The 21101-nt window shown below is 70.6% G+C and carries 20 protein-coding genes; 5 read left to right on the top strand and 15 right to left on the bottom strand.

Annotation, left to right across the window (positions count from 1 at the left end; translation table 11 throughout):
* Positions 1-160: 160 nt before the first annotated feature.
* Positions 161-1294 carry an SGNH/GDSL hydrolase family protein gene (locus AMK10_RS32220; protein ID WP_198959837.1) on the top strand — a complete coding sequence of 378 codons (1134 nt, stop codon included), beginning with the start codon at positions 161-163 and terminating at the stop codon, positions 1292-1294.
* Positions 1295-1703: 409 nt separating this feature from the next.
* Positions 1704-2642 carry a MerR family transcriptional regulator gene (locus AMK10_RS32215; RefSeq protein ID WP_073752493.1) on the top strand — a complete coding sequence of 313 codons (939 nt, stop codon included), beginning with the start codon at positions 1704-1706 and terminating at the stop codon, positions 2640-2642.
* 146 nt (positions 2643-2788) lie between these two features.
* On the opposite strand, the gene AMK10_RS32210 is transcribed toward AMK10_RS32215, so the two are convergent.
* A complete protein-coding gene (locus tag AMK10_RS32210) occupies positions 2789-3667 on the bottom strand; it encodes an alpha/beta fold hydrolase (RefSeq protein ID WP_073752491.1) in 879 nt (292 codons plus the stop codon).
* Between the two features lie 107 nt (positions 3668-3774).
* Between AMK10_RS32210 and AMK10_RS32205 the strand changes: the two genes are divergently transcribed.
* Positions 3775-5697, top strand: coding sequence for an AfsR/SARP family transcriptional regulator (locus tag AMK10_RS32205; protein ID WP_073752489.1), 1923 nt, complete (start codon positions 3775-3777; stop codon positions 5695-5697).
* A 44-nt stretch (positions 5698-5741) separates the two neighbouring features.
* Here the strand turns inward: AMK10_RS32205 and AMK10_RS32200 are convergent, their stop codons facing one another.
* From AMK10_RS32200 to AMK10_RS32190, 3 genes are all read right to left on the bottom strand, one after another.
* Positions 5742-6326, bottom strand: a complete 585-nt coding sequence (locus AMK10_RS32200) for a TetR/AcrR family transcriptional regulator (protein WP_073752487.1) — start codon at positions 6324-6326, stop codon at positions 5742-5744.
* A 65-nt stretch (positions 6327-6391) separates the two neighbouring features.
* Positions 6392-7282 (bottom strand): SDR family NAD(P)-dependent oxidoreductase, encoded by an 891-nt coding sequence (locus tag AMK10_RS32195; RefSeq protein ID WP_073752485.1) that lies wholly within the window; start codon positions 7280-7282, stop codon positions 6392-6394.
* A 171-nt stretch (positions 7283-7453) separates the two neighbouring features.
* Positions 7454-8281: a class I SAM-dependent methyltransferase gene (locus tag AMK10_RS32190; RefSeq protein ID WP_073752483.1), complete on the bottom strand. Its 828-nt coding sequence runs from the start codon at positions 8279-8281 to the stop codon at positions 7454-7456.
* A 66-nt stretch (positions 8282-8347) separates the two neighbouring features.
* Here AMK10_RS32190 and AMK10_RS32185 point away from each other — a divergent pair, with 66 nt between their 5' ends.
* Positions 8348-8947, top strand: coding sequence for a TetR/AcrR family transcriptional regulator (locus AMK10_RS32185; RefSeq protein WP_073752481.1), 600 nt, complete (start codon positions 8348-8350; stop codon positions 8945-8947).
* 269 nt (positions 8948-9216) lie between these two features.
* A complete protein-coding gene (locus AMK10_RS32180; protein WP_073752479.1) occupies positions 9217-9582 on the top strand; it encodes a hypothetical protein in 366 nt (121 codons plus the stop codon).
* Between the two features lie 49 nt (positions 9583-9631).
* Here the strand turns inward: AMK10_RS32180 and AMK10_RS32175 are convergent, their stop codons facing one another.
* The 11 genes from AMK10_RS32175 to AMK10_RS32125 all read right to left on the bottom strand — a co-directional run bounded on the left by AMK10_RS32175 (position 9632) and on the right by AMK10_RS32125 (position 21070).
* Entirely contained in the window at positions 9632-9829 is a 198-nt protein-coding gene (locus AMK10_RS32175; RefSeq protein ID WP_073752477.1) for a hypothetical protein, read from the bottom strand.
* Between the two features lie 4 nt (positions 9830-9833).
* Positions 9834-10547, bottom strand: a complete 714-nt coding sequence (locus AMK10_RS32170; RefSeq protein WP_073752475.1) for a hypothetical protein — start codon at positions 10545-10547, stop codon at positions 9834-9836.
* Positions 10548-10758: 211 nt separating this feature from the next.
* The gene (locus AMK10_RS32165; RefSeq protein ID WP_073752473.1) at positions 10759-11337 is read right to left on the bottom strand and encodes a dihydrofolate reductase family protein; all 579 of its coding nucleotides are present in this window, start codon (positions 11335-11337) and stop codon (positions 10759-10761) included.
* Between the two features lie 190 nt (positions 11338-11527).
* A complete protein-coding gene (locus AMK10_RS32160) occupies positions 11528-12868 on the bottom strand; it encodes a UDP-glucose dehydrogenase family protein (protein ID WP_274535363.1) in 1341 nt (446 codons plus the stop codon).
* 46 nt (positions 12869-12914) lie between these two features.
* Entirely contained in the window at positions 12915-13874 is a 960-nt protein-coding gene (locus tag AMK10_RS32155) for a GDP-mannose 4,6-dehydratase (RefSeq protein WP_073752471.1), read from the bottom strand.
* Positions 13875-13899: 25 nt separating this feature from the next.
* Complete coding sequence (locus AMK10_RS32150) at positions 13900-14679, bottom strand: hypothetical protein (RefSeq protein WP_073752469.1); 780 nt, start codon at positions 14677-14679, stop codon at positions 13900-13902.
* An 18-nt stretch (positions 14680-14697) separates the two neighbouring features.
* On the bottom strand, positions 14698-15600 hold the full coding sequence (locus AMK10_RS32145; protein ID WP_073752466.1) for a gluconeogenesis factor YvcK family protein: 903 nt from the start codon (positions 15598-15600) through the stop codon (positions 14698-14700).
* Complete coding sequence (locus AMK10_RS32140) at positions 15597-16790, bottom strand: glycosyltransferase (protein ID WP_073752464.1); 1194 nt, start codon at positions 16788-16790, stop codon at positions 15597-15599. Before AMK10_RS32140 ends, AMK10_RS32145 begins: the two co-directional genes overlap by 4 nt.
* Positions 16791-16825: 35 nt before the next feature.
* Entirely contained in the window at positions 16826-18064 is a 1239-nt protein-coding gene (locus AMK10_RS32135) for an MFS transporter (protein WP_073752462.1), read from the bottom strand.
* Positions 18061-20145 carry a thiamine pyrophosphate-binding protein gene (locus tag AMK10_RS32130; protein ID WP_073752459.1) on the bottom strand — a complete coding sequence of 695 codons (2085 nt, stop codon included), beginning with the start codon at positions 20143-20145 and terminating at the stop codon, positions 18061-18063. The genes AMK10_RS32135 and AMK10_RS32130 overlap by 4 nt, the downstream gene beginning before the upstream one ends.
* Positions 20146-20230: 85 nt before the next feature.
* On the bottom strand, positions 20231-21070 hold the full coding sequence (locus AMK10_RS32125) for a UTP--glucose-1-phosphate uridylyltransferase (protein ID WP_073752457.1): 840 nt from the start codon (positions 21068-21070) through the stop codon (positions 20231-20233).
* Between the last annotated feature and the right edge of the window lie 31 nt (positions 21071-21101).

The raw sequence follows: 21101 nt of genomic DNA, 5'->3' as shown, positions 1-21101 counted from the left end.
CAGTGTGGGCACCGCACCACAGGGCGAGCCATGCGCCCTCCAAGCCTCCCGGCGAGCGTGCCGGGCCCCGCACCGAAGGCTTCTCCGTTCACCCGCACGGCAGTCATGGGAGCGCTCCCGCATCACGTCTGCCGATTCCACGCCAACGGAAGGAACACGCATGCGAAGCATTCCCGCTCTCTCCCGGAGGGCGCTGCTCACGGCCGGCGCGGCGGGCGTCGTCGCCCTTGCCACCCCCGCCCACACCGCCGTCGCGCGCCCCTCACGGCCGCCCGTCGCCGCTGCCTCCTTCCGGACGGTGGGCCGCGTCAAGAAGGCCGCCGACGGATTCGTGGAGTACACCTGGCCCGGCATCGCCTTCGAAGGCCGGTTCAAGGGCACCGGCGTCGGGATCGTGCTCGCCGACTCCGACAACGACTACGACGTCCAGATCGACGGAGAGACCGTCAGCACCCTCGTGACACCCGGTCAGGTCACGTCCTGGGTCGGCGATCTCGCCGACGGGGTGCACAGCGTGCGGCTCGTCAAGCGTACGGAAAGCCCGTGGGCCGTCGGACGGTTCGGTGGGTTCGTCGCGGCGGGGGGCGGCACCGTCCTCCCGCCCGCCGCGCCTCGCCGCAGACAGATCGAGTTCATCGGCGACTCCTTCACCGCCGGATACGGCAACACCTCGGGCACACGCGACTGCTCCCCGATCGGAGGGGTCAACCGCAACAGCAACGCCTATCTCGCCTTCGGCGCACTGACCGCCAGGAGACTCCGCGCCGACTACCAGCAGAACGCCTTCTCGGGCCGAGGCATGGTCCGCAACTACAACGGCGGCGAGCCCGGTACCGACTACCGCACGTACTACGAGCGGGCCCTGCTGAACATCGCGGGCGACGTCTGGCGGAACCCGGGCACCTGGCAGCCTCAGGTCGTCGTCATCGGCCTGGGCATCAACGACTTCTCGACCCCGCTCAATCCCGGTGAGCAGTGGGCCACCCAGGACGACCTGGTCACCGCCTACGCGAGCGCCTACCACGGCTTCCTCGACACCCTGCGCGCACGCTACGGACCCCGGACCCACCTGGTGGTCAGCTCCACCCTCGTGTCCGGCACCCCCTTCGCCGACACCACACAGCGCATCGTGCAGGAGCGCAACGCGCGGGGCGACGGCCGGATCGTCCACTGGTACTACGACGATCCGGCCCTGGACCGCCTTGGCTGCGACTGGCACCCCTCGCTGCACGACCATCGGATCATCTCCGGCCTGCTCGACCAGAAGCTCGCCACGCTTCCGCTGGGCTGGTAACCGGTCGCCCGGGCCGGGTCTTCCGAGGCCCGGCCCGGGCGGCTGTGTCCCGTCCGGCCGTACCGGGCGCCCGCAGAGCCGGATGCGGTGACGCCACCCCTGGTGGGAGGTACCGGTTCCGCGTGGCATCCGGTCGGTCTTGCAGGCGACCCTGCCGGCCCCGCCCGGGTGTGGAGGCCGCGGGGATGCTCACTGCCTTCACCCCGTTTCGGACATCGCACAGTTCGGGCAGGATCGGTAGTGCCCGATGAGGTCCCCCGAGCACGCGCCGACGCCGAGGCAGGGGGCCACCCGGTCGAGACGTGGCCCGCAGGGCGGCCCCGACGCGGTGAGGAGCCGCATCGGGCGCGGCGCCCCCGGAGAGCGGGGCGCTTGAGTCTCCAGCAGGGGGAGACCTGAGAGTGGGGACATGAACGGCCACACGCTCCACTCGATCGGCGAGCTCGCCCGGCGAACAGGTATGACGGTCAAGACCATCCGGTTCTACTCCGACAACGGGCTCATCCCACCCGCGGACCGCAGCCCGGCCGGCTACCGCCTCTACGACAGCGGTGCCGTCGCACGCCTGGATCTCGTGCGTACCCTGCGCGATCTCGGACTGGATCTCGCAGTCGTCCGGAAGGTCATGGACCGGGAACTCGCCCTCTCGGACGCCGCCGCCGCACAGGCCGAGGCGCTGGAGGCGCAGATCCGGATCCTGCGGATGCGGCGCGCGGTGCTGAGCGCTGTGGCGAAGCGCGGAGCCACCCTTGAGGAGACCAACCTGATGCACCGGCTTGCCAAGCTCTCCGAAGCCGAACGACGGCGGCTGATCGACGAGTTCCTCGAAGCCACCCTCGGCGATGTGGGCAACGGCCCGATGCCCGCGGGGATCATGCGCTCGATGACTCCGGAACTGCCGGACGATCCCGATGTGGAACAGGTCCAGGCCTGGGTGGAACTGGCCGAACTCTCGCAGGACCCGGAGTTCCGTGCCCATCTGAGGCAGTTGGCCGAGGAGCAGGTGGCCGGGCATCCTCAGGGAGAACCACCCACAGCACAGGGCGACTTGGCCGCGGTCGTCCGTGACCGGATCGCCCCGGCCGTGGCACGAGGCATCGACCCCGACTCATCCCTGGCCGAACCGATCGTCTCCGACCTCATGAGCCGCTGCGCCCCTCTCGTGGATTCCCCGGACGACACCGATCCCCGCGTGCGGCTTCTGTCCCGGCTGGAACGCATGAACGACCCGCGCAGAGAGCAGTACCTCTCGCTGCTCGGGGTGATCAACGGATGGCCGGCCCCGGAGAGCCTGCGGCCGGTGCTCGACTGGTCCGTCCACGCTCTGCGTGCGCGGATCCGGAGCTGAGAGGGCGGGCGCGGGGCGCCGCCCGGAACGTCGTCGGAGCCGGACCGGCGAGTTCCCTGGCTGTACGGCCGCCATCGCGCCCTCCCGTACGCCCTGGAGCCCGCCGGCCGGGACGAGGCCGGCCGGCCAGCTCCGGGGCAGGCGATTCAGCGGGCCAGCAGGTCCCGGATCGCCGTCGCGATCTCGTCGGGCGCCTCCTCGGCCATGAAGTGCCCCGCCCGGGTCAGCCGGTGGTCCAGGTCCGGTGCCCACGCCTTCCACACCGCGGCGGCGTCGTACCCCAGCTGCGCGCCCCAGTCCTGCTGGACGACCGTCACGGGCATGGCCAGCTGTGACCCCGCGTCCAGGTCCGCCTGGTCGTGCGTGACGTCGATCCCCGCCGATGCCCGGTAGTCCGCGACGATCGACGTCACCGCCTCGGCGCTGGCCCGCAGGTACTCGGCACGCACATCCTCCGGCAGGGCGGCCGAGTCCCCGGCCCAGGCGTCGAGGAACGAGCCGAAGAACGCGTCCGCGCTGTTGCTGATCAGCGTCTCCGGCAGGCCCGGCGGCTGCGCCATCAGGAAGAGGTGGTAGCCGACCGCCGCCGAGACACCGTGCAGGACGTTCCACATGTCGAGCGTCGGTACGACGTCCAGGATGCCCAGGTGCGTGACGGTCTCGGGGTGGTCCAGCCCCGCCCGGAAGGCGACCAGAGCGCCCCGGTCGTGGCCGACGAGAGCGAAACGCTCGTGGCCGAGCGCCGCCGCCAGGTCCACGATGTCCGCGGCCATGGTGCGCTTGGAGTACACATCGGGGCCGGTGGCCGGGGGCTTGCCGCTGGCGCCGTATCCCCGCAGGTCGGGGCAGATCACCGTGTGCTCATCCGCGAGCCGCTCGGCGACGTGCCGCCACATCAGGTGGGTCTGCGGGAAGCCGTGCAACAGCACGACCGGGCTGCCGGTGCCGCCGACGGCGGCGGCCAGTTCCACACCGCCCGCACCGGGCAGGCGGGTGTGGTCGAAGCCGGGAACGGTGAGCGTCATGACGGGCGTCCTTCGGTCGGGGGCTGACCGGATCAGCCTGTACGGAGGCGATCAGCAACTGATCAGTACGGTTGGGCGCGGCGCTCCGCGACACGGAGGATGGGGGCATGCGAATCGACGTGCTCGGCGCCGTGCGGGCCCTCAGCGACGACGGCAGCCCGGTCGACCTGGGCGGACCCCGTCATCGCGAGGTGCTCGCCCGGCTCGTCGCCGCCGAGGGGCGCATGGTCACCACCGACACCCTCGTCGACGACCTGTGGACCGATCCGCCCGCCCGCGCCGTCGGCGCGTTGCGGACCTTCGTCGCCGCTCTGCGCCGCGCCCTCGAACCCGACAGGCCGCCCCGCGATCCGCCGCGCGTGATCGTCACCGAGGGGCCCGGCTATGTGCTGCGCCTGCCGCGTGAGGACGTGGACGTCCATCTGTTCGAGGACACCCTGGCCCGCGCCCGGCGTGACTCCGCCGCCGTGCCCGCTCTCGGCGCCGTGCTCGCCGCCTGGCGCGGTCCCGCCTATGCCGACGTTCCCGGCTCCCCATGGGCGCAGCGCGAGCGGACCCGGCTGGAGGAGTTGAGGCTGGAGGCGGTGGAACTGCGCGCCCGCATCCTGATCGACTCCGGGGAAGGGCCCGGCCTCGTCGCGGAACTCGGTGCCCATGTCTCCGAACATCCGTGGCGCGAGCCGGCCTGGGGGCTGCTCGCCCGCGCGCTGTACCGCGCGGGCCGCCAGGCCGACGCCCTGGCCACGCTCCGCCGCGCCCGCGCGATGCTCGTCGGCCGGCTCGGACTGGACCCGAGCGCCGAACTCCAGCGCCTGGAGACGGACATCCTCAACGGGACCGATCCCCTCGACGGCGTACGTACGGGGTGGAGCGGCCCCGGTGTCCCGCTGGGCCCGCGTACCACCGTGGATCTGGCCCGCACCCTCGCACTGGCCGGTGGCGACGCCCTGGTCCACTCACGGCGCGACCGCCTCGCCGCGGTCCAGGCGGCGGAACGTACGGGAGACGTCTCCCTGACCGCCCGGATCATCGGTGCCTACGACGTGCCCGCCGTCTGGAGCCGGGCCGACGATCCTGAGCAGTCACGCGCCGTCGTCGCGGCTGCCGAGCGCACGCTCACCGCGCTCGGCCCGGACGGTCCCGCCGCCCTGTCCGCCCGCCTCCTGGCCACGATCGCCGTCGAGAGCCGCAGCGGCGATCTCTCCGCGGCCGAGCTGGAGCGCGCGCGGCAGGCGGCAGGGCAGGCCGAGGCACTGGCGCGGGACCTGGCCGATCCCGCCCTGCTGGCCTTCGCCCTCAACGGGGTGTTCCTCCAGTCCTTCCACCGGCCCGGGCTCGCGGGGGTACGGGACGCGATCGGCTCCGAGATCGTCGACCTGGCCACCCTGCACGGGCTGCCCAATTTCGCCGTGCTCGGCCGGCTCGCCCGCCTGCAGTCCGCCTCCGCGCTCGGCGACCTCGACGCCGCGGCCGCGCACGCCGAAGCCGCCGAACAGCTGGCCGATCTCACCGAGGCGCCCCTCGTTCCCGTCCTCACCGGATGGTTCCGGGCCAGGGCCGCTGCCGCCCGCAGCACCGAGCCCGGCGGCCCGACGGCCGCCACGGCCGCAGCGCTCTACCGCGCCGCCGAGGACGCCCTTCGGGCCGCCGGAATGCCAGGGCTCCACCGCGGCCTGTTCCCGCTGGCCCTCCTGGGGCTGCGGCTGCTGCACGGCCGGCCCGCGCCGACCGACCCGCAGCTCGACTGGGGTCCGTACCTGCCATGGGCGCGCCCCCTCGTGCTGCTGGCCGAGGACCGGGCCGAGGAGGCCCGTACCGCCCTGGCCGTGATGCCCGAACCGGCGCACGACCACATGCAGGAGGCCATGTGGTGCCTGACGGCCCGCGCCGCCGTACGCCTGGGCGAGCCCGGGATCGCGGCACGCGCCGTGGCCTCCCTGCGGGATGCCGCCGCGGAGGACGCCGGCGCCACGAGCGGAATGCTGACGCTGGGCCCGGTGGCGGTATACCTGGCCGAGGCCGGGGGCTGAGACCCGGTCCGTGTGAGCCCGGTCCGCGTGAGGGGGTACGCGGCTCACGCTTCCGGGGGTACGGCTCGGAGGCCCCCGAGGAGTGCGGTCAGATAGCGACGAGCGGTGCCGACCCTGTCGGCGGGATCTCCGCCGTGGACGTCCACGGCGTAGGCGATTCCGCACATGAGCGGGACCAGGTCGGCCGGGGTCAGATCGGGGCGCACGGTCCCGGCCGCGCGAGCCCGGTCGAGGAGCGCGGTGCCTGCCGACCAGAGCGACGCCTTGAGTGCCGTGGTGTGCGGCAGGACGTTCTCAGCCGCCGCGGTGACAGGGGCCAGGGATGCGTCGCCGACCTGCGCTTCGACGGTGCGGGCCAGGAAGCCCTCCAGGGCGCGCAACGGGTCGGGGTCGGCCAGCGCCTGCTCGCCGTGTGCCGCCAGCGCTTCCAGACAGGGGGTGGCGACGGTCTCCAGCAGCGCTTCCGGTGTGGCGAAGTGGCGGTAGACGGTGCCGACACCCATTCCGGCACGTCGGGCCACGTCGTTGAGCTGCAACGGTGTGCCCTCGTCGACGAGGGCACGGGCGATGGCGACGATCTGGTCCCGGTTCTGGGCGGCGTCCTTGCGCAGTGGCGGCGTCGTCGGCATGGGGACATGGTAACCGGATGCCTCATCCGTATAGCTCGTCGCCCGTGCCGTCGCCGCAGGGCGGCTCAGGCGGACGCGAGGGGTGCGTACTGCTCGCTGAGCCGCCGGACGGCGTCGGCGACGCGAGGGTCCGTCGCGGTGCGGTGCGGTGCGACCGGGCGTGTGCCGGCGCCGATGACGAGGCCCGTACGACCCGTCAGGGTGCTGTCGGTGGCGGCGATGACGGACGACCGGGCCGCCGTGGACGCCGGGCCGGAGGTCGAGCGTGCGAAGGTGCGACGCACCAGCGGCCACAGCAGCCGCAGCCCGGGGGAGACGATCTTCGGGTCGTTCATGGTGCCGTTGGTCATATCGGTCGCGGCGCCGCCGGGGTCCGCAGCGAACACGGATACGCCCGTGCCGTCGAGCCGGGCGGCCAGGTCGAGCGTGTAGGCGAGGTTGGCGAGCTTGGCGCGGCCGTACCAGTGGAAGCCGTAGTAGTCCCCGGGCGGTTCGACCGTGTCGAACACCCGCTTGGCGGCGACGACCGCACCCGAGGTCACGTTGACGATCCTGCTCGGGGCGCCGGCCGTCAGTGTGGGCAGCAGCAGCTCGGTCAGGAGATACGGCGAGAGATGGTTCAGGACGAACGACGCCTCCACGCCGCTCAGTTCACGTCGGTCCGCGAACATCGCCCCGATGTTGTTGACCAGGACCGTCAGTGGCTCACCCGAGACCGCGTGCTCGGAACCGATCCGGTCGGCGAGCGCGCGCACCGCGTCGAGGGAGGAGAGGTCGGCGGGGAGGAACCGGGCGGGGTGGACCGGGTTCGTCGCGTTGATCCGGCCGACCGCCCGGGCGCCCCGGTCGGCGTCTCGTCCGACGACGGTGACCGAGAATCCGGCGGCGGCCAGTCCCAGTGCGGTCTCCAGGCCGATACCGGCTGTTCCGGCTGTGACGACGGCGGTCCTCTTCATGATCGTTCACTCCAGGGCCGGTTATGCGGATAGGTCATCCGGTTGACGGAGCGTAACACGTATGCGGATGAGCTATCCACTTATCTCGCGCAGGGGTGAGTGGCGCCCGTCGAGAGCTCGCCGGCCGCCCCGTGCCGGGTCGGCGCGTCGCCGTCGGCCCGGCGGACGAGTTCAGGAGGTGCCGGAGCGTACGGCGGTCACGGCCGGCGTCGTGTAGTGCATCGTGAAGCGTCCGCCCAGCGAGTCGATGGCGGTCCCGACCGCGTCCAGTACCTCGGCCAGTTGCTCGGGGCGGAGCTGGGTGAGGCCGCCTGTGGTCGGCAGCAGGTCCAGCCACTGGTCGCGCGTATAGGACCGTTCCCAGTCGAACTGCCACTGCTCGGGTTCGTCGAAGTGGCCGGTGTCGCGGATCGTGTCGGCGGACTTCTCGTACGCCGCCCGGTAGAGGCTGAGCGGACGTCGGGCGGGCCGGCCGCTGAACGGGGAGTCGGGCGCGGCCCGCCGGTAGGCGGCGGCGAAAGGATCCGCCACCTCGGCAGGCGGCTCGTACACATGGCCGAAGATCGCCAGCCGCCCTCCGGGGCGCAGTACGTGAGCCGCCTTCAGGGCGCCGGCGGCCGGATCCACCCAGTGCCACGACTGGGCGGCGACGACCGCGTCGAACATGCGGCCGTCGGACTGCCAGGCTTCGAAGCCCGAATTTTCCACCCGCAGGCCGTGGCCTCGCGCCAGCTCGGCCATCCGGGCATCGGGCTCTATGCCGAGCACCGCGCAGCCTGCCGCCTGGAACTGCCGGGCTGCGATGCCGGTACCGCAGCCGACGTCGAGCACGTCGCGCCCGGGGCTGCCGGCCACGATCCGTGCCACCAGTGCCTCGGGGTAGCCGGGTCGGGCCCGGTCGTAGCGCTGTGCGTCCGTTCCGAACGCCTCGGCCATCCGCCGGGCCTTGTGCGGCTCCGCACGCGACGGTTCTGGTTGTTCTCGCAAAGGAATGGGCATGTGCCCACCTTAGTGGGCGTGTGCCCATTCGGTAAAGTGTGCCGCGACGTACGAGAGGAACTGCGAGTGCCGACTGGGGTACACCTTCGCGACGCGCGGCAGCAGCTGTTCGACGCCGCCGAACGCATCCTTCTGCGGGACGGGCCGAACGGGCTGACCAGCCGGGCCGTCACCGACGAAGCAGGCTGCGCCAAAGGCGTCCTGCACCGGCACTTCGCCGATTTCGACGCCTTCCTCACCGACCTCGTCCTCGACCGGGCCGCACAGCTCGACACGCAGGCGAGCCTGCTGCGAAGGACCGCCGGGACCGGCACGGTGACCGACAACCTCGTGGGCGCGCTGGCCGCACTGTTCGGGCCGGTACCGGTGGCGATCATCCCGCTCATCACCTTCCGGGACGAACTGCGCACCCGGTTGCGGCAGACCATGCCAGGCGGCGGCATCGCTATTCTCGCCCAGGCCACGAAGGCGATCTCCGGCTATCTGGCGGACGAGCGAGAGCGGGGCCGCATCGCGGCCGATGCCGACATCGACTCGCTCACCCTCTCCCTGGTCGGCGGCGGGCATCTCCTGTTCTCGGACCGCGACCCGGGCCCGCCGTCCACGGCAGCCGTCAGCAGATTCGTGACGGCGGTCATCCCCGACGCCGTGCGGCGACCTGCCTAGAGCGACCTGCCCAGAGGTCTGTCGGCCGGTTCGGTGGCGTGCCACGGGCCGGCTCGCTCACCCGCCCCACTCACCGCCGACGACCTCAACCGCGTGACGCAAGCCCTCGAACACCGGTGAGGGCCGCCGTGACCGCGCCGGGGCCGGAGAGGTGCCAGCGCCACGGAACGCCCGGGCTGTCCGCGCACGTGTCCGCCGAGAGCAAGGGGTCTGTTCCATGAGGAGCACCCTGCTGGGGCCCTGCCGTCGTCGGCCAGTACAGTCGCCGCATGGCAACACCAGTACTACGGGCGATCGAGTGGGACGGGACGTCGTGGGACGACCCGTCCGACGACCGGATGCATGACCTGCTGGCCGACATGAGCTTGACCTGGCGTTTCGTCATCTTCGAGCGACTCGACCTCGAACCCGCGGACCAGCACTACATGCAGGTCTACCTCAACGACGACCTGAGCTACCGGGTCGAATACCGCGACGGCGGCCCGGACAGGCACTTCCACGCGCATGTGCCGCGGACGAACGACGCGTTCGCCGTGGAGCCTGTTGCCAAGGTGGTTCAGGACTGGGCCCATGGCGACCCTGCCTGGCGAAACGCTCTTGCCTGGGCTCCGTGGCCACCTGCGGAGCGTGCGTAACGAGCCTCGTGCGGCGCGACGGCCGCGCCGCAACCGGTGCAGGCACTGGTCAGATCTCTCCGCCCCGCGAGTGGATCGCGGCGGGAAACCTGCTGATCTCACCGCGTTCCCGGAGTGGCGAACGTCGTGGGCGGACTGCCTTCGTGCGTCGGTAGAGGGAGTCGAAGCCGTCGGCGTTGCGGTTGTGGACCATGTCCCGGACCTGGTCCGCGCCGATGAACCTCGCCTTGGTGATCGAACCCGACACACCGTCATGCGGAAGCCCCGGGCGGTGCGTAGTGATACAGGTAGTCGCGCAACTGTGGTTCGAGCTGGGACAGGTCGCCGCCGTTGACCCCGTACCAGAGACGGTTCTCGATCCAGAAGCGGTGAGCGAACTCCTCGAACGACGGCGCACACCAAAGGATCGCGGCCCTCTGCTCCCTCATGTCATCGAGGTCGTTCCCTGTCTCCTCCCTGTCACGCCGGGCTTCGAGCTCGTACTCGTAGTCGAGGTGAGAGTGCACGACGAACGTCTCGCCGGAAGGGCGGAGGTAGAGGTACCAGATGACGCAGTCCTGCTGATCCCGCAGGAACCGTACGAGGAATGAGCCGGGCTCGACCGGACTGGGCAGCGGTTGCGAGATGTCGGTCCAGCAGCTGGTCACCGAGACCTCGTCCAGTGAGCCGCGCAGATTCGCGCTCGTCTGGAAGGTGACGAAGTCCTGCGGCAGAGACAGCCCTTTGCTCGCCAGATCTCCTGCCACGTCGTTGAGCTCGGCGACCTGCTCAGGGTCGGGCCCTTGGGCGCCACCGAGCCACTGGAACGCTCCCGTGAACAGGCTGGAGTCCAGCGGCGGCAGGCTCTCGTACGGGTAGCGCTCATAGGTGTAACGGCAGGCGCGGTACTCGCCGAGGTCGGTGGCGCACCACGCGGCGTCGAAGCCGGTCGAGGGCAGCACGGACCCGGAACGTTCATCAGGCATGGGAACCCCAGTTGATCACCGCGAGCGGAGTTGTCAGTGGTGCCAGCTTGGCAGCCGCCACTGACAACGCCGGTAACGGGCGGGGCGGGCCGATCTGCCGGAGCCGGGGCGATCACTGCCCGTACGAGCGACTGCCGGCCAGGAGGTGACGTTGGGGCCGAGCCACGAAGGGAACTCCGGCAGGCCGGTCCGATCTCGTCGAAACGGTGGATCACGCCACGGGCCGGCGCACCACGCGGTAGCGGAGGCAGTGGACGTTCGACGGGAAGGTGCGGGTTTCCAGGAGTTCGAGGTCCACCCGGCGTTCGTTCCGGGGAAAGTACGGAATGCCCCCACCGACCAGCACCGGATGGATTCTTGGCCGGTACTCGTCGATCAGGCCGAGTGCGGCGGCCTCGGCGGCGAGGGTCGCGCCTCCGATCGCGATGTCGCCCTCTCCCGGTTCGGATCGCAACCGCTCGATCTCCTCAGCGAGGCTGCCGGAGGCCAGGCGGGCATGACCCTGCACCGTCGACAGCGTGGTGGAGAACACCACCTTGGGCAGCGGATTCCAGAGCGCGGCCCACTCGAGCTTCAAGTCGTCGAGCGGAGGATCCTGCTCGGCGGCTGTCTCCCAGTACAGCATCGTCTCGTACAGTCGGCGCCCCATCAGATGGACGCCGACCTGGCGGAGCTCGTCGGTGGCGAAGCGGAAGAGATCGTCGTCGGGGCCCGTCCAGTCGAAGCCGCCGTCCGGACCCACGATGAAGCCGTCCAGGGAAGCGTTCATCGAGTAGGTCACACTGCGCATCAGGGTTCTCCTCTGGAGCGGTCCGAAGGTGCCGGAGGGGTCTGGATCACCGGGGTGGTGGCAACCCCGTCTGCTGCACCCTAGGCCGGGCGGCGTTCCGCTTCGTGGCCATTCGCCCTTCAGCAGCCGGGTGGCGGCGCGGTGCCGTGTCCGGAGGACCTCGATGAAACGGGCCGTCGATGTGCCGGGTTCAACCGTCCTCCCCGGCCGGCGCAGGTGACGGCCGCCCCGGGGCGACGTACGTCCACCCCGCCCGGCGCCACTCGGCGTCGTCCAGTACATGGCGTGCGTCGACGATTCTCCGGTGCCGCACCACTCGGCCGAGCGGGCCGGGCTCCAGCGCGGCGAACTCGGGCCAGTCGGTCAGCAGGGCCACGGCGTCGGCTCCGGCGGCGGCCGTCAGGGCGTCGGGGGCGTAGTGCAGGAGAGGGAAGGACCGGCGGGCGTTGTCCATGGCCCGGGGGTCGTGGACGGTCACCTCACCCCCCTCGCGCTGTATCTCGTTCGCGACGTGCAGGGCGGGCGAGTCCCTGATGTCGTCCGTCCCCGGTTTGAACGCCGCCCCGAGGACGGCGATGCGCCGGTCCCGGAACGTTCCGCCGCACTGCTCGCGGACCAGCTCGACCAGCCGGTCCCGGCGGCGCAGGTTCACCGCGTCGACCTCCGCGAGGAACGCCAGGGCGCGGTGGGCTCCCAGCTCGTCGGCGCGGGCCTGGAACGCCCGGATGTCCTTCGGCATGCAGCCGCCGCCGAAACCGAGCCCGGAGGTGAGGAACTGCCCGCCGATCCTCGGGTCGTACGCGAGGGCCTCGGTCACGACCTTGACGTCGGCCCCGCACGCCTCGCAGAACTCCGCGATGGCGTTGATGAAGGAGATCTTCGTCGCCGTGAAGGAGTTCGCCGCCGACTTGATGACCTCGGCGGTGGCGAGGTCGGCGACCACCACCGGGACTCCCGCCTCGATCAACGGGGCGTAGACGTCACGCAGCGTCTTCTCCGAGTGGGGGTTCTCCACACCCAGGACGATGCGGTCGGGGCGCAGCGTGTCGGCCACCGCCTTGCCCTCGCTGAGGAACTCGGGGTTCCAGGCCACGGACAGGACGTCACCCGCGGGCGCGTGCTCACGCAGCACGGCCGTCAGATGCCCGGCCGTCCCCACGGGCACGGTGGACTTCCCGACGACCAGGCACTCCTTGGTCAGATGGGGGGCGAGACCGGCCGCCACGGCGTCGATGTGGCTCAGGTCCGCCGACGTCCCGTCGGGCCGCTGCGGGGTGCCTACGCAGATGAAGTGCACGTCCGCGGCCCCGGCCTCCTCGTAGGACGTGCTGAAGCGCAGCCGTCCCGACCGCAGGTGACGGACCACCAGTTCGTCGAGACCGGGCTCGAAGAACGGCAGCCGGCCCTCGTTGAGAAGTGCCACCTTCTCGGCATCCACGTCGATGCCGATGACGTCGTGACCGAGCTCCGCCATGCCCGCCGCATGGGTGACGCCCAGGTATCCGCAGCCCACCACAGAGATCACGTACACGGTTGCGCCCTCACCGTCTTCCCGGAGTCCGACATCAGTGGCGTCCTCATCCGCTGAGGCCCTGACGCGCCTGCCTCATGGCGGCCACCGTGAGCCCGAGCCCCTGGGCGAACGAGACCTGCGGCTCCCAGCCGAGTTCGCGCCTCGCCAGGCTGATGTCCGGACGGCGGCGCCGGGGGTCGTCGTGGTCGGCCTCGACGTGCTTGAAGGGCGAGCCGCTGCCCACCGCGTCCCGCGCGAGGCGCGCGAGTCCGAGCACGCTGATCTCCTCCACGTTGCCGATGTTCACCGGCTGCCCGAGGCGGCTCGACGCCACGGCGAGGATGCCGCGGACCGTGTCGTCCACGTAGCAGGGCGACCGCGTCTGCTCACCGTCGCCGTGGATCAGCAGGGGAACCTCGTCCAGCGCCTGTGCGATGAAGTTGGGGATCACCCGGCCGTCGTCCCGCATCCGGGGCCCGTAGCTGTTGAAGATCCGGACGATTCCGGTGTCCACGCCGTACGTCTGGCGGAAGGCGACCGTCATCGCCTCCGCGTACCGCTTGGCCTCGTCGTAGACGGCGCGGGGGCCGATCGGGTTGACATGGCCCCAGTACGTCTCCTTCTGCGGGTGTTCGAGCGGATCGCCGTAGACCTCGGAGGTCGAGGCGAGCACATAGCGCGCACCGTGACTCCGCGCGATGCGCAAGGTGTTGTACGTTCCCGCGCTCCCGGCGAGCATCGTCTCGATCGGCAGCCTGGCGAATTCCGGAAGTGAGGCCGGGGAAGCCAGATGCAGGACGAGCGTGACGGGTTCCCGGATCTCGAATTCCTCGGTGACGTCCGCCTCGACGAGTGTGAATCCGGGGTGGTCCTCAAGATGCTCGACGTTACTCCGGTGGCCGGTGGAGAAATTGTCCACACAGACAACTTCGGTGCCGGCAGCCAGTAGTCTGTCGCACACATGGGAACCGATGAACCCGCCCCCGCCCGTGACGACCGCCCGCTGTGGCCGTTGCATAGCCATCTCCTCGCTCTCGATGTGCGGCGTGCTATTTCTTGTGCAGTCCTTCGGTCTCCAGGAGGCGTTCGAAGCATTTGAGCTTGATGTCCTCGTCCTGGGTTCCGTGCATACTGCCGGCGTTGAAACGCAGATCGCAGTGCCGGACGCGCAGCGGCCACCGTCCCGGCCAGGCGATGCTGCGGCCCCCGGTCCGCCCCACATGGCTGGCGAGAGCCTCCCAGTGGTACTCGAACCCCATCTTCCCGGTGAAGACGTCCCGGTCCCACGCTCCGAACCGGCGCGCCACCGGCTCGAACCGGCGGGTCTCGTACGCCATGAACTGATCCACCACGCGGTTCACGGACCTGACCCCGGGCTCGATCTCCGGACCGACGTCGATGAGGGGCGAGTCCCACTCCTCGTGGTCGTCGACCTTGCTCAGCAACGTCACTTCGGGGTTCTGCTCGAACAGCCTTGCCGTCGCGTCGAGGACGTCGAAGTTCTCATCCGTCTTCCAGATGAAGGAATCGTCCGTGAAGACGATGAGATAGGGGTTGGTGACGGTGAAGTTGTTCCCGTGGAAATTGTTCGACGGAAGGCCGGCGAAGGAATTGCGATCGGTGCGCCGGAAGCGGAGTTCATCCACCCCGAACTCCTCCAGCCGGGGCAGCAGCCGCGCGACCGCGTCATCGGTGGCCCGGTCCGCCACCAGGATCACTTCGAAGTCATGGCGGGTGGGTCGCGTGATGGACCTGATCGCCAGGGGCAATGTCCTTTCCAGAAGCCGTTCCGTGTCGTGGAACGCGCACGCGATGGTGAAAAAGGCCATGGGCGATTCCTCCTGCTGTCAGGGAAGCAGACCTGCCAGTGCGGCAGCGAGTCCGACGCTGTCGTGGGTGATGCCGTCCGGAAGGGCCAGCGGCGCCTGGACGACATCGATCTTCACGTCGTCCAGCGGGAGCGCGCCCCCGCTGCTGACCAGCACCAGGTCCGGCTTCACACCGTGGTCCATCAGCGCGGCCACATGAGCGGCGACGTCGTAACCCGTGGTCTCGGCCCGTTCGGGTTCGAGGTTGCACACGTACACCTTCCGCGCGGCGGTGGCGTTCAGGGCGGCGAACACGTCCGGTACGAGTGCGGCGGCCAGCACCGATGTGTACACCGACCCGGGGCCCATCACGACCTGGTCCGCCCGCAGGATGGCGTCCACCACCCCGTCCGGCGCCCCGCACCCGGGCGGATCCAGGGCGACCCGGTGCAGGCCCGCGGTCTGCGACACGGCGTACTGGCCGACGACCTCCTGCCCGTCGACCGTCGTCGCCCGCAGGCCGACCTGATCCACCGTGGCCGGGAAGACCTGGGCGCTGTCCGGGTGGACGCCGAGCAGCGCAGCGAGCTCCCCGACCCCCTCCGTGAACCCGCCCCGCACCGTGGCAAGACCCGCCAGCACCAGATTGCCGAGCGCGTGCCCGTCGAGATCCGTACCCGGAAAGCGGTACTCGAAGGCCCTTCCGATCGGGTCGTCCTCCACACCCGCCATCGCGAGGAGACACCGCCTGATGTCACCGGGCGCCGGAATGGACATGGAGGCGCGAAGCCTTCCCGTCGACCCGCTGTCGTCGGCCGTCGTGACGACGGCGGTGGTGTGGCCGGCGTACCGGCGCGCCGCCCTCACCGTCGCGGTCAGCCCGCGGCCACCACCGATGACCACGACACGGGGCGTACCGCGCGCCCGCTCCGCGGTCGTCACTTCTCGTCGGCGAAGCGATCGATGGCTCCGATCGGCTCGCTCGGGCGCCAACTCAGCCCCGGAATGTGTGAATTGACGAGTTCCCCGTCCTCCTGGAGGATCGACGCCGGCGGGTGGGCCATGTGGAGCAGCACGTCCTCGTAGCTGTCGAACGCCGAGTTGAAGTCCATCCGGTACGCGAAGTCGTTGTCCTCGCCGCCCCAGCCCTCGTAGCGCTCGTCCATCCCGGAGATCAGGTCGAAGGCGCTGCGCCGCACCCACAGGCAGCAGCCCGGGGGCCGGCGGAGCTCGAAACCGCGCAGCAGCGCCGGGTCGGCCTGCTCCTCGCCCCGGAAGAGCCGCTGCTCGATGGCCTTCGACGTCGCGCGCTCACTGAGGCTCAGCATGTTGCGGTACGTGAGATGGCCGCTCGTCCCGGGGCGTTCGAAGCGAGCCGCGTTACGGGCGATGAAGTCGCGGTCCGCGAGGACGTCCGCGTCCAGGATGCAGATCGCCTCGGCGCGTCCGGGAGCGTTCAGCACCCCTACGTTGACGGCCCAGGACTTGTTGAACGAGGCGGGCTTGGGAGCGAAGATGTGGTGGTCGACATGCGGTTCCAGGACCTCGCGCCACCGCGGTTTGTCGTCGGTCTCCACCACCACGATCTGGTAGCGGTCACGGGGATACGACTGGTCAGCCAGCGAGAGCAGGCACGCCATGAGGTTGCGCAGACGCATGCCGCCGGTGTCCCGGTCCCGGAACGGAATGACGACGACGATCTCGGCGTCCGTCCGGCCGCTGGGCGGTGCCACCGGAGTCAGGTCGCGCAGTGCGTCCAGGGACACCGACTCGGCGCCGTTCTCGTACTTGTCGCCCAGGTGGTACCCGAGCCGGTTGTTGCACTCCGCCGCCCACGCGGTCTCGAAGAGGGGCACGACGGACGGGTCATCCGCTCCACGTGCCGCGAGCACCGATCTCAGCGCCCGGTGGTGCCGGGGGTCCGCCGGGCTGTCGAGCAGGCTCTGTCCCAGCGTCCTGATCTCCTCGTCCTCGCTGCTTCTGACCGCGTCGACGACCGCCCGCAGCCAGGGCTGGGCGTTCTCCCAGTAGAAGAGGCAGGAACGGCGGGAGTCCGCGTCCACGGCGACGACAAGGCTGTCCGCCACCGCGGTAGCCAGCACATCGGGATCGGTGGGTATCAGACCGGGCATTCTTCTCTCCCTGTTCGAGACGCGATGGAAGGTGTTCACGAGGAAGGAACGGGCGGGGACGGGACGGACGGGGCCGACCCCTGCGATCTCCTGATGACGTACAGGAGGACCGGGGAGGTGAGGGCGAGGAGGCTCACCGTGCTCAGTGCCGCGGACAGTCCGACGGCCTCGGCCAGGAAGCCGACCGCCGGCGGGCCCACGAAGAAGCCGGTGCCACTGATGCTGGAGACCAGGGTGATGGCGGGGCCCGCGCGGTCGCCGCCCAGCCTGCCCGCCATGGAGAAGATCACCGGGATGTTGACGGACAGGCCGAGACCGAGGCAGGCGAAACCGAACAGGGTGAAGCCGGCGTTCCCGGTCGTCAGGGTGAGAGCGAAGACGGCGGCGGCCGGGGCGACCGACCACATGACCACGCGCATGCTTCCCCACCGGGCGGTCGCCCTGTCGCCGAACACACGGCCCGTCGCCATGAAGACCGAGTAGGCGGCGTAGCCAAGCGCCGCGACACTCGCGCTCTGGCCGAGATCCTCCCGCAGGTGGACCGCGCCCCAGTCGGCGGTGACACCCTCGACGGCCATGCCGCACAGGCCGGCGATCGACAGCAGCAGCAGGGGGAGCCGCCCGCTCCGCGGCAGTGAGACCCAGCGGCCCTGCGAGCCGGTCCGAGGGACGGAGTCCAGCCCGGCGGGCAGGAGCCACGACGCTCCCACGGCGGCGAGCGCGGCCCCCACGACGGCGACGAGCGCGAAGTGCGCCTGCGGGCCGATCCCCTGACCGGCGACGGCGCCACCGGCCACGGCCCCGAGAAGGGCGCCCGCGCTGTACGAAGCATGGAGCGAGGACAGGACCGGACGGCCCAGGGCCTTCTCGACGGTCACGCCGTGGGCGTTCATGCCCACGTCGACCACACCGAGCGCGGCGCCGAACCCGACGAGGGCCAGCCCCAGAAGGACCGCGCTGTCGACCAGGGCGGGAAGCACGAGAGCCGGACAGCTCAGGAGGATGCCCACCCGGGCGACGGGCGCACTGCCGAACCGGGCCACGGCCTGTCCCGACATCTGCTTGGACACCAGGGCGCCCAGCGCGAGGCCGAGCAGCGCCAGGCCGAGCTCACCGGTGCCCGCGCCCACATGGTCCTTGACCGCCGGAATACGGGAGGCCCAGTGGCCGAACAGCGCCCCGTTCACGAAGTAGACGACGATCAGGCCCAGGCGCGCCCGTCGTGGCCGGCCCACGTCCCCGGCCGGTTCCGCCCACGTGTCCGCCGGTGTCATCGGGCGAGGACGGGGATCGGTGCGGAGTCCTCGGACGCCGGGCCGGCACCCTCGGGCTTCGTGCTCTCGAGCCCCTTCGTGAGCCAGATCCCGGCCCACACCTCGGGCGCGGACGGCAGCACGAGTTCCACCATGCACGGCCCGTCGACGGTGGCGGCGTAGGCCAGAGCGGCATTGAGCCGGACCACAGCCTCCCGCACCTCCTCGGCCGCGCCCCCGACCGGAACGGCGACGCGCACACAGGGGATGCCGATGGCCTGGGCGATCGCCTCGTAGCGGAGTCCGGGGACGTTCGAGAGGTAGGGCCGCTCCTTCGTGCCGAGCGACGTACGCCCCTGCTTCTGCAGAGACACCGATTCGCCGTTGTTGCAGACGACGTACAGGACACGGGCCTTCTGTTCCATGGCCGAGACGAGCCCCTGGAACGAATTGGTGAAGGCCTGATCGCCCAGCGTGCACATCACGCGTGCGCCGTGATCGCCGATGGCGAGCCCCGTCGCGTACGACAGCCCGCTGCCCACGAAGGCGCCGTGCCCGCCGAAGACCCGGAGGCCCTTGGGCAGCAGATCGTAGTGCTCGGCTATCAGGCCGCCGAACATCTGGCTGTCGTCCACCAGCACCGGCCGGTCCCATCCGGCCAGCACGTGTGCGAGTGCCTCCACCACCGGGCGGCGCCCGTCCCGGGCCCGGAGGCCCTCCTCGTCGGAGTCGGAGCCCTCCGGGTCCCGCGCCTCGGCGCCGAACCACGGGGCTCCGGGGGCCGTTCCCCGTTGCTGGAGCCCGGTCGTCAACTCGTTGAGCAGCTCGGTCGGCTGCCCGACGAGCAGCAGGTCCTTCTCCTGGAGGTACTCGTTCTTGATGGCCTTCTGCGGGTCGGTGTTGACCGCGATCTTCCGGCAGCCGGGCAGCCTGCCCACGACCCGTTCGTAGATGTTGCGGTCCTCCACGGTGACCAGCAGATCGCAGGAGTCCAGGAGATCGGTGTGGGGCTCGGCGAACGGATTCAGCCAGCCGACGAAGTTCTCCACCTCGTCCTGCCGCAGTCGTTCGAACAGCATGGGGCCGCGCCGGTAACGCACCTGCAGCACCGGCGCTCCGAGTCGCCTGCTGATGCCGTCCAGGGCCTCCCGGAATCCCGGATAGGACAGGGCGTAGTCATCGATGAGGAACAGCGGCCGTTCAGCCGCGGCCATCTCCTCCAGTACGCGTTCCACGGCCGACCGCCCGGACTCGGACACCTCCGGGACGGCCGGCCGGGAACAGAGCACATCCAGCGGAATCCACGGCGTCTCCAGAACGTCCTGGGGGACGCCGAACAGGGCGGGCCTGTGGGGCGGTTGCGAGGACGCGGCAAGGGCTTGCCGCAGCCGGAGCACGAAACGCCCCGCTTCGCGCAGACGTTCCGCGCGGCCGGACGGCACGGCCGGGGCCTCCCACACCCAGTCCACCAGCCCGCTCAGGCCTGCCAGCAGGTCGGCCTCACCGTGCGGAGGGAGGAAACGGGCCGAGCCCGACGAAGGTAGCCCCACCACGCAGAGCGTCCCCGCCTCGCTCCTCCGGGCGTCCGCCACGGCGCCCATCGCGTTGGTCAGCCCGCGGGCACCGTGCAGGAGTGCCACGCCTCGGTTCGGCTCCAGGAGCGAGGCACCGGCCGCCATGAACGCCGATTCCTTGTCGCCGCGTCCATTGACGAGGTCGATGCCGTCGGCGCCCGACACGGCGTCGCACAGGGAGAGTTCGGAGGTCCCCGCATAGGCGAACACGGTGGACACTCCCGCCAGCACGAGTGACACGGTCACCGCCTCGGCGCCGGTGAGCTCGATGGCCCAGGAGGCCACTTCGTCGACCACGGCCTGGGCCGAAAGGCCCGAGGGCACGAGCCGCCCGGCGGCCGCACGGCCGAGCGCGTCACCGATGCGGCGCCCGGCCGCCTCCTTGCCCTCGGCGAGGAGCAGCGCGCAGCGCACGGGGTCCGGCGACCCGTCCGGACGGCGGAAGAAGTCGAGTACGGCTTCGGCTTCGGCCGGCTCCTCCAGAAGAAGGCGGCCGCCGAGTGCCGAGAAGACAGCTAGGTTGCGCATCGAGATCAGACATCTCCGATCAATGACGGTTCCGGGGTCTCTTCTGCGGTACGGCGCGGTGGCGGTCCGTGCAACGGCACAGAGGTCAGCCGTCGCGGGAGGCGTCCGCGACGAAGGCGCGCAGATGGCCGTCCCGGTGTCCGGTGTCGTGGCGGCTGCCCGAGACGATGACACCGTGGACCGGCCCGCCGCCGGAATCCTGGTGGGCCATGCCGTGGAGGGCGTCGGTGAGCTGCAGTTCTCCGCCGTGTCCCGGGGGAGTGCGCTCCAACTCCGCGAAGACACCGGGGTCCAGGACGAACCGGCCCACCACGGCCAGATTGCTGGGAGCATCACCGGCCCCGGGCTTCTCCACCAGCCCGGTGATCCGGACGACGTCCTTCTCGTCGGTCGGTTCCACCCGGGCGGAACCGTAGAGGTGGATCTCGGAGGGATCCACCTCGGTGAGGGCCACCACGCTGCCGCCCGCGCGCCGCTGGACAGCCGTCATGCGTTCCAGCAGTCGGGCCCGCCGATCGATGATCTCGTCGGGAAGCAGGACCACGAAAGGCTGGTCGCCCACATAGGTGCGGGCGCAGAGAACCGCGTGACCCACCCCCCGTTCCTCCCCCTGCCGTACGTAATGGATCTCCGCCAGTTCCGAACAGGCGCGTATCTGTTCCAGCGCCGATTCCTTACCCTCGCGAATGAGGTGCTGCTCCAGTTCGATCGACCGGTCGAAATGGTCAGCGATCGCCTGTTTGTGGCGGCCGACGACCATGAGGGCCCGGTGCAGTCCTGCGGATCTCGCCTCCTCTAGCACATGCTGGGCGACCGGTTTGTCGACGAGAGGAATCAGCTCCTTGGGTATCGCCTTGGTGGCCGGCAGAAAACGGGTTCCGTAACCGGCGGCCGGTATCACGCACTTCATTTCCGGTACGCCCATGTGGCTGCCACCTACGGCCTCCTTTTCGATG

It is taken from the genome of Streptomyces sp. CB02058, assembly GCF_001905505.1.
Lineage (GTDB): Bacteria > Actinomycetota > Actinomycetes > Streptomycetales > Streptomycetaceae > Streptomyces.
The sequence above is the reverse complement of the archived record's forward strand: the minus strand, read 5'-3'. Positions and strand labels throughout refer to the sequence as shown.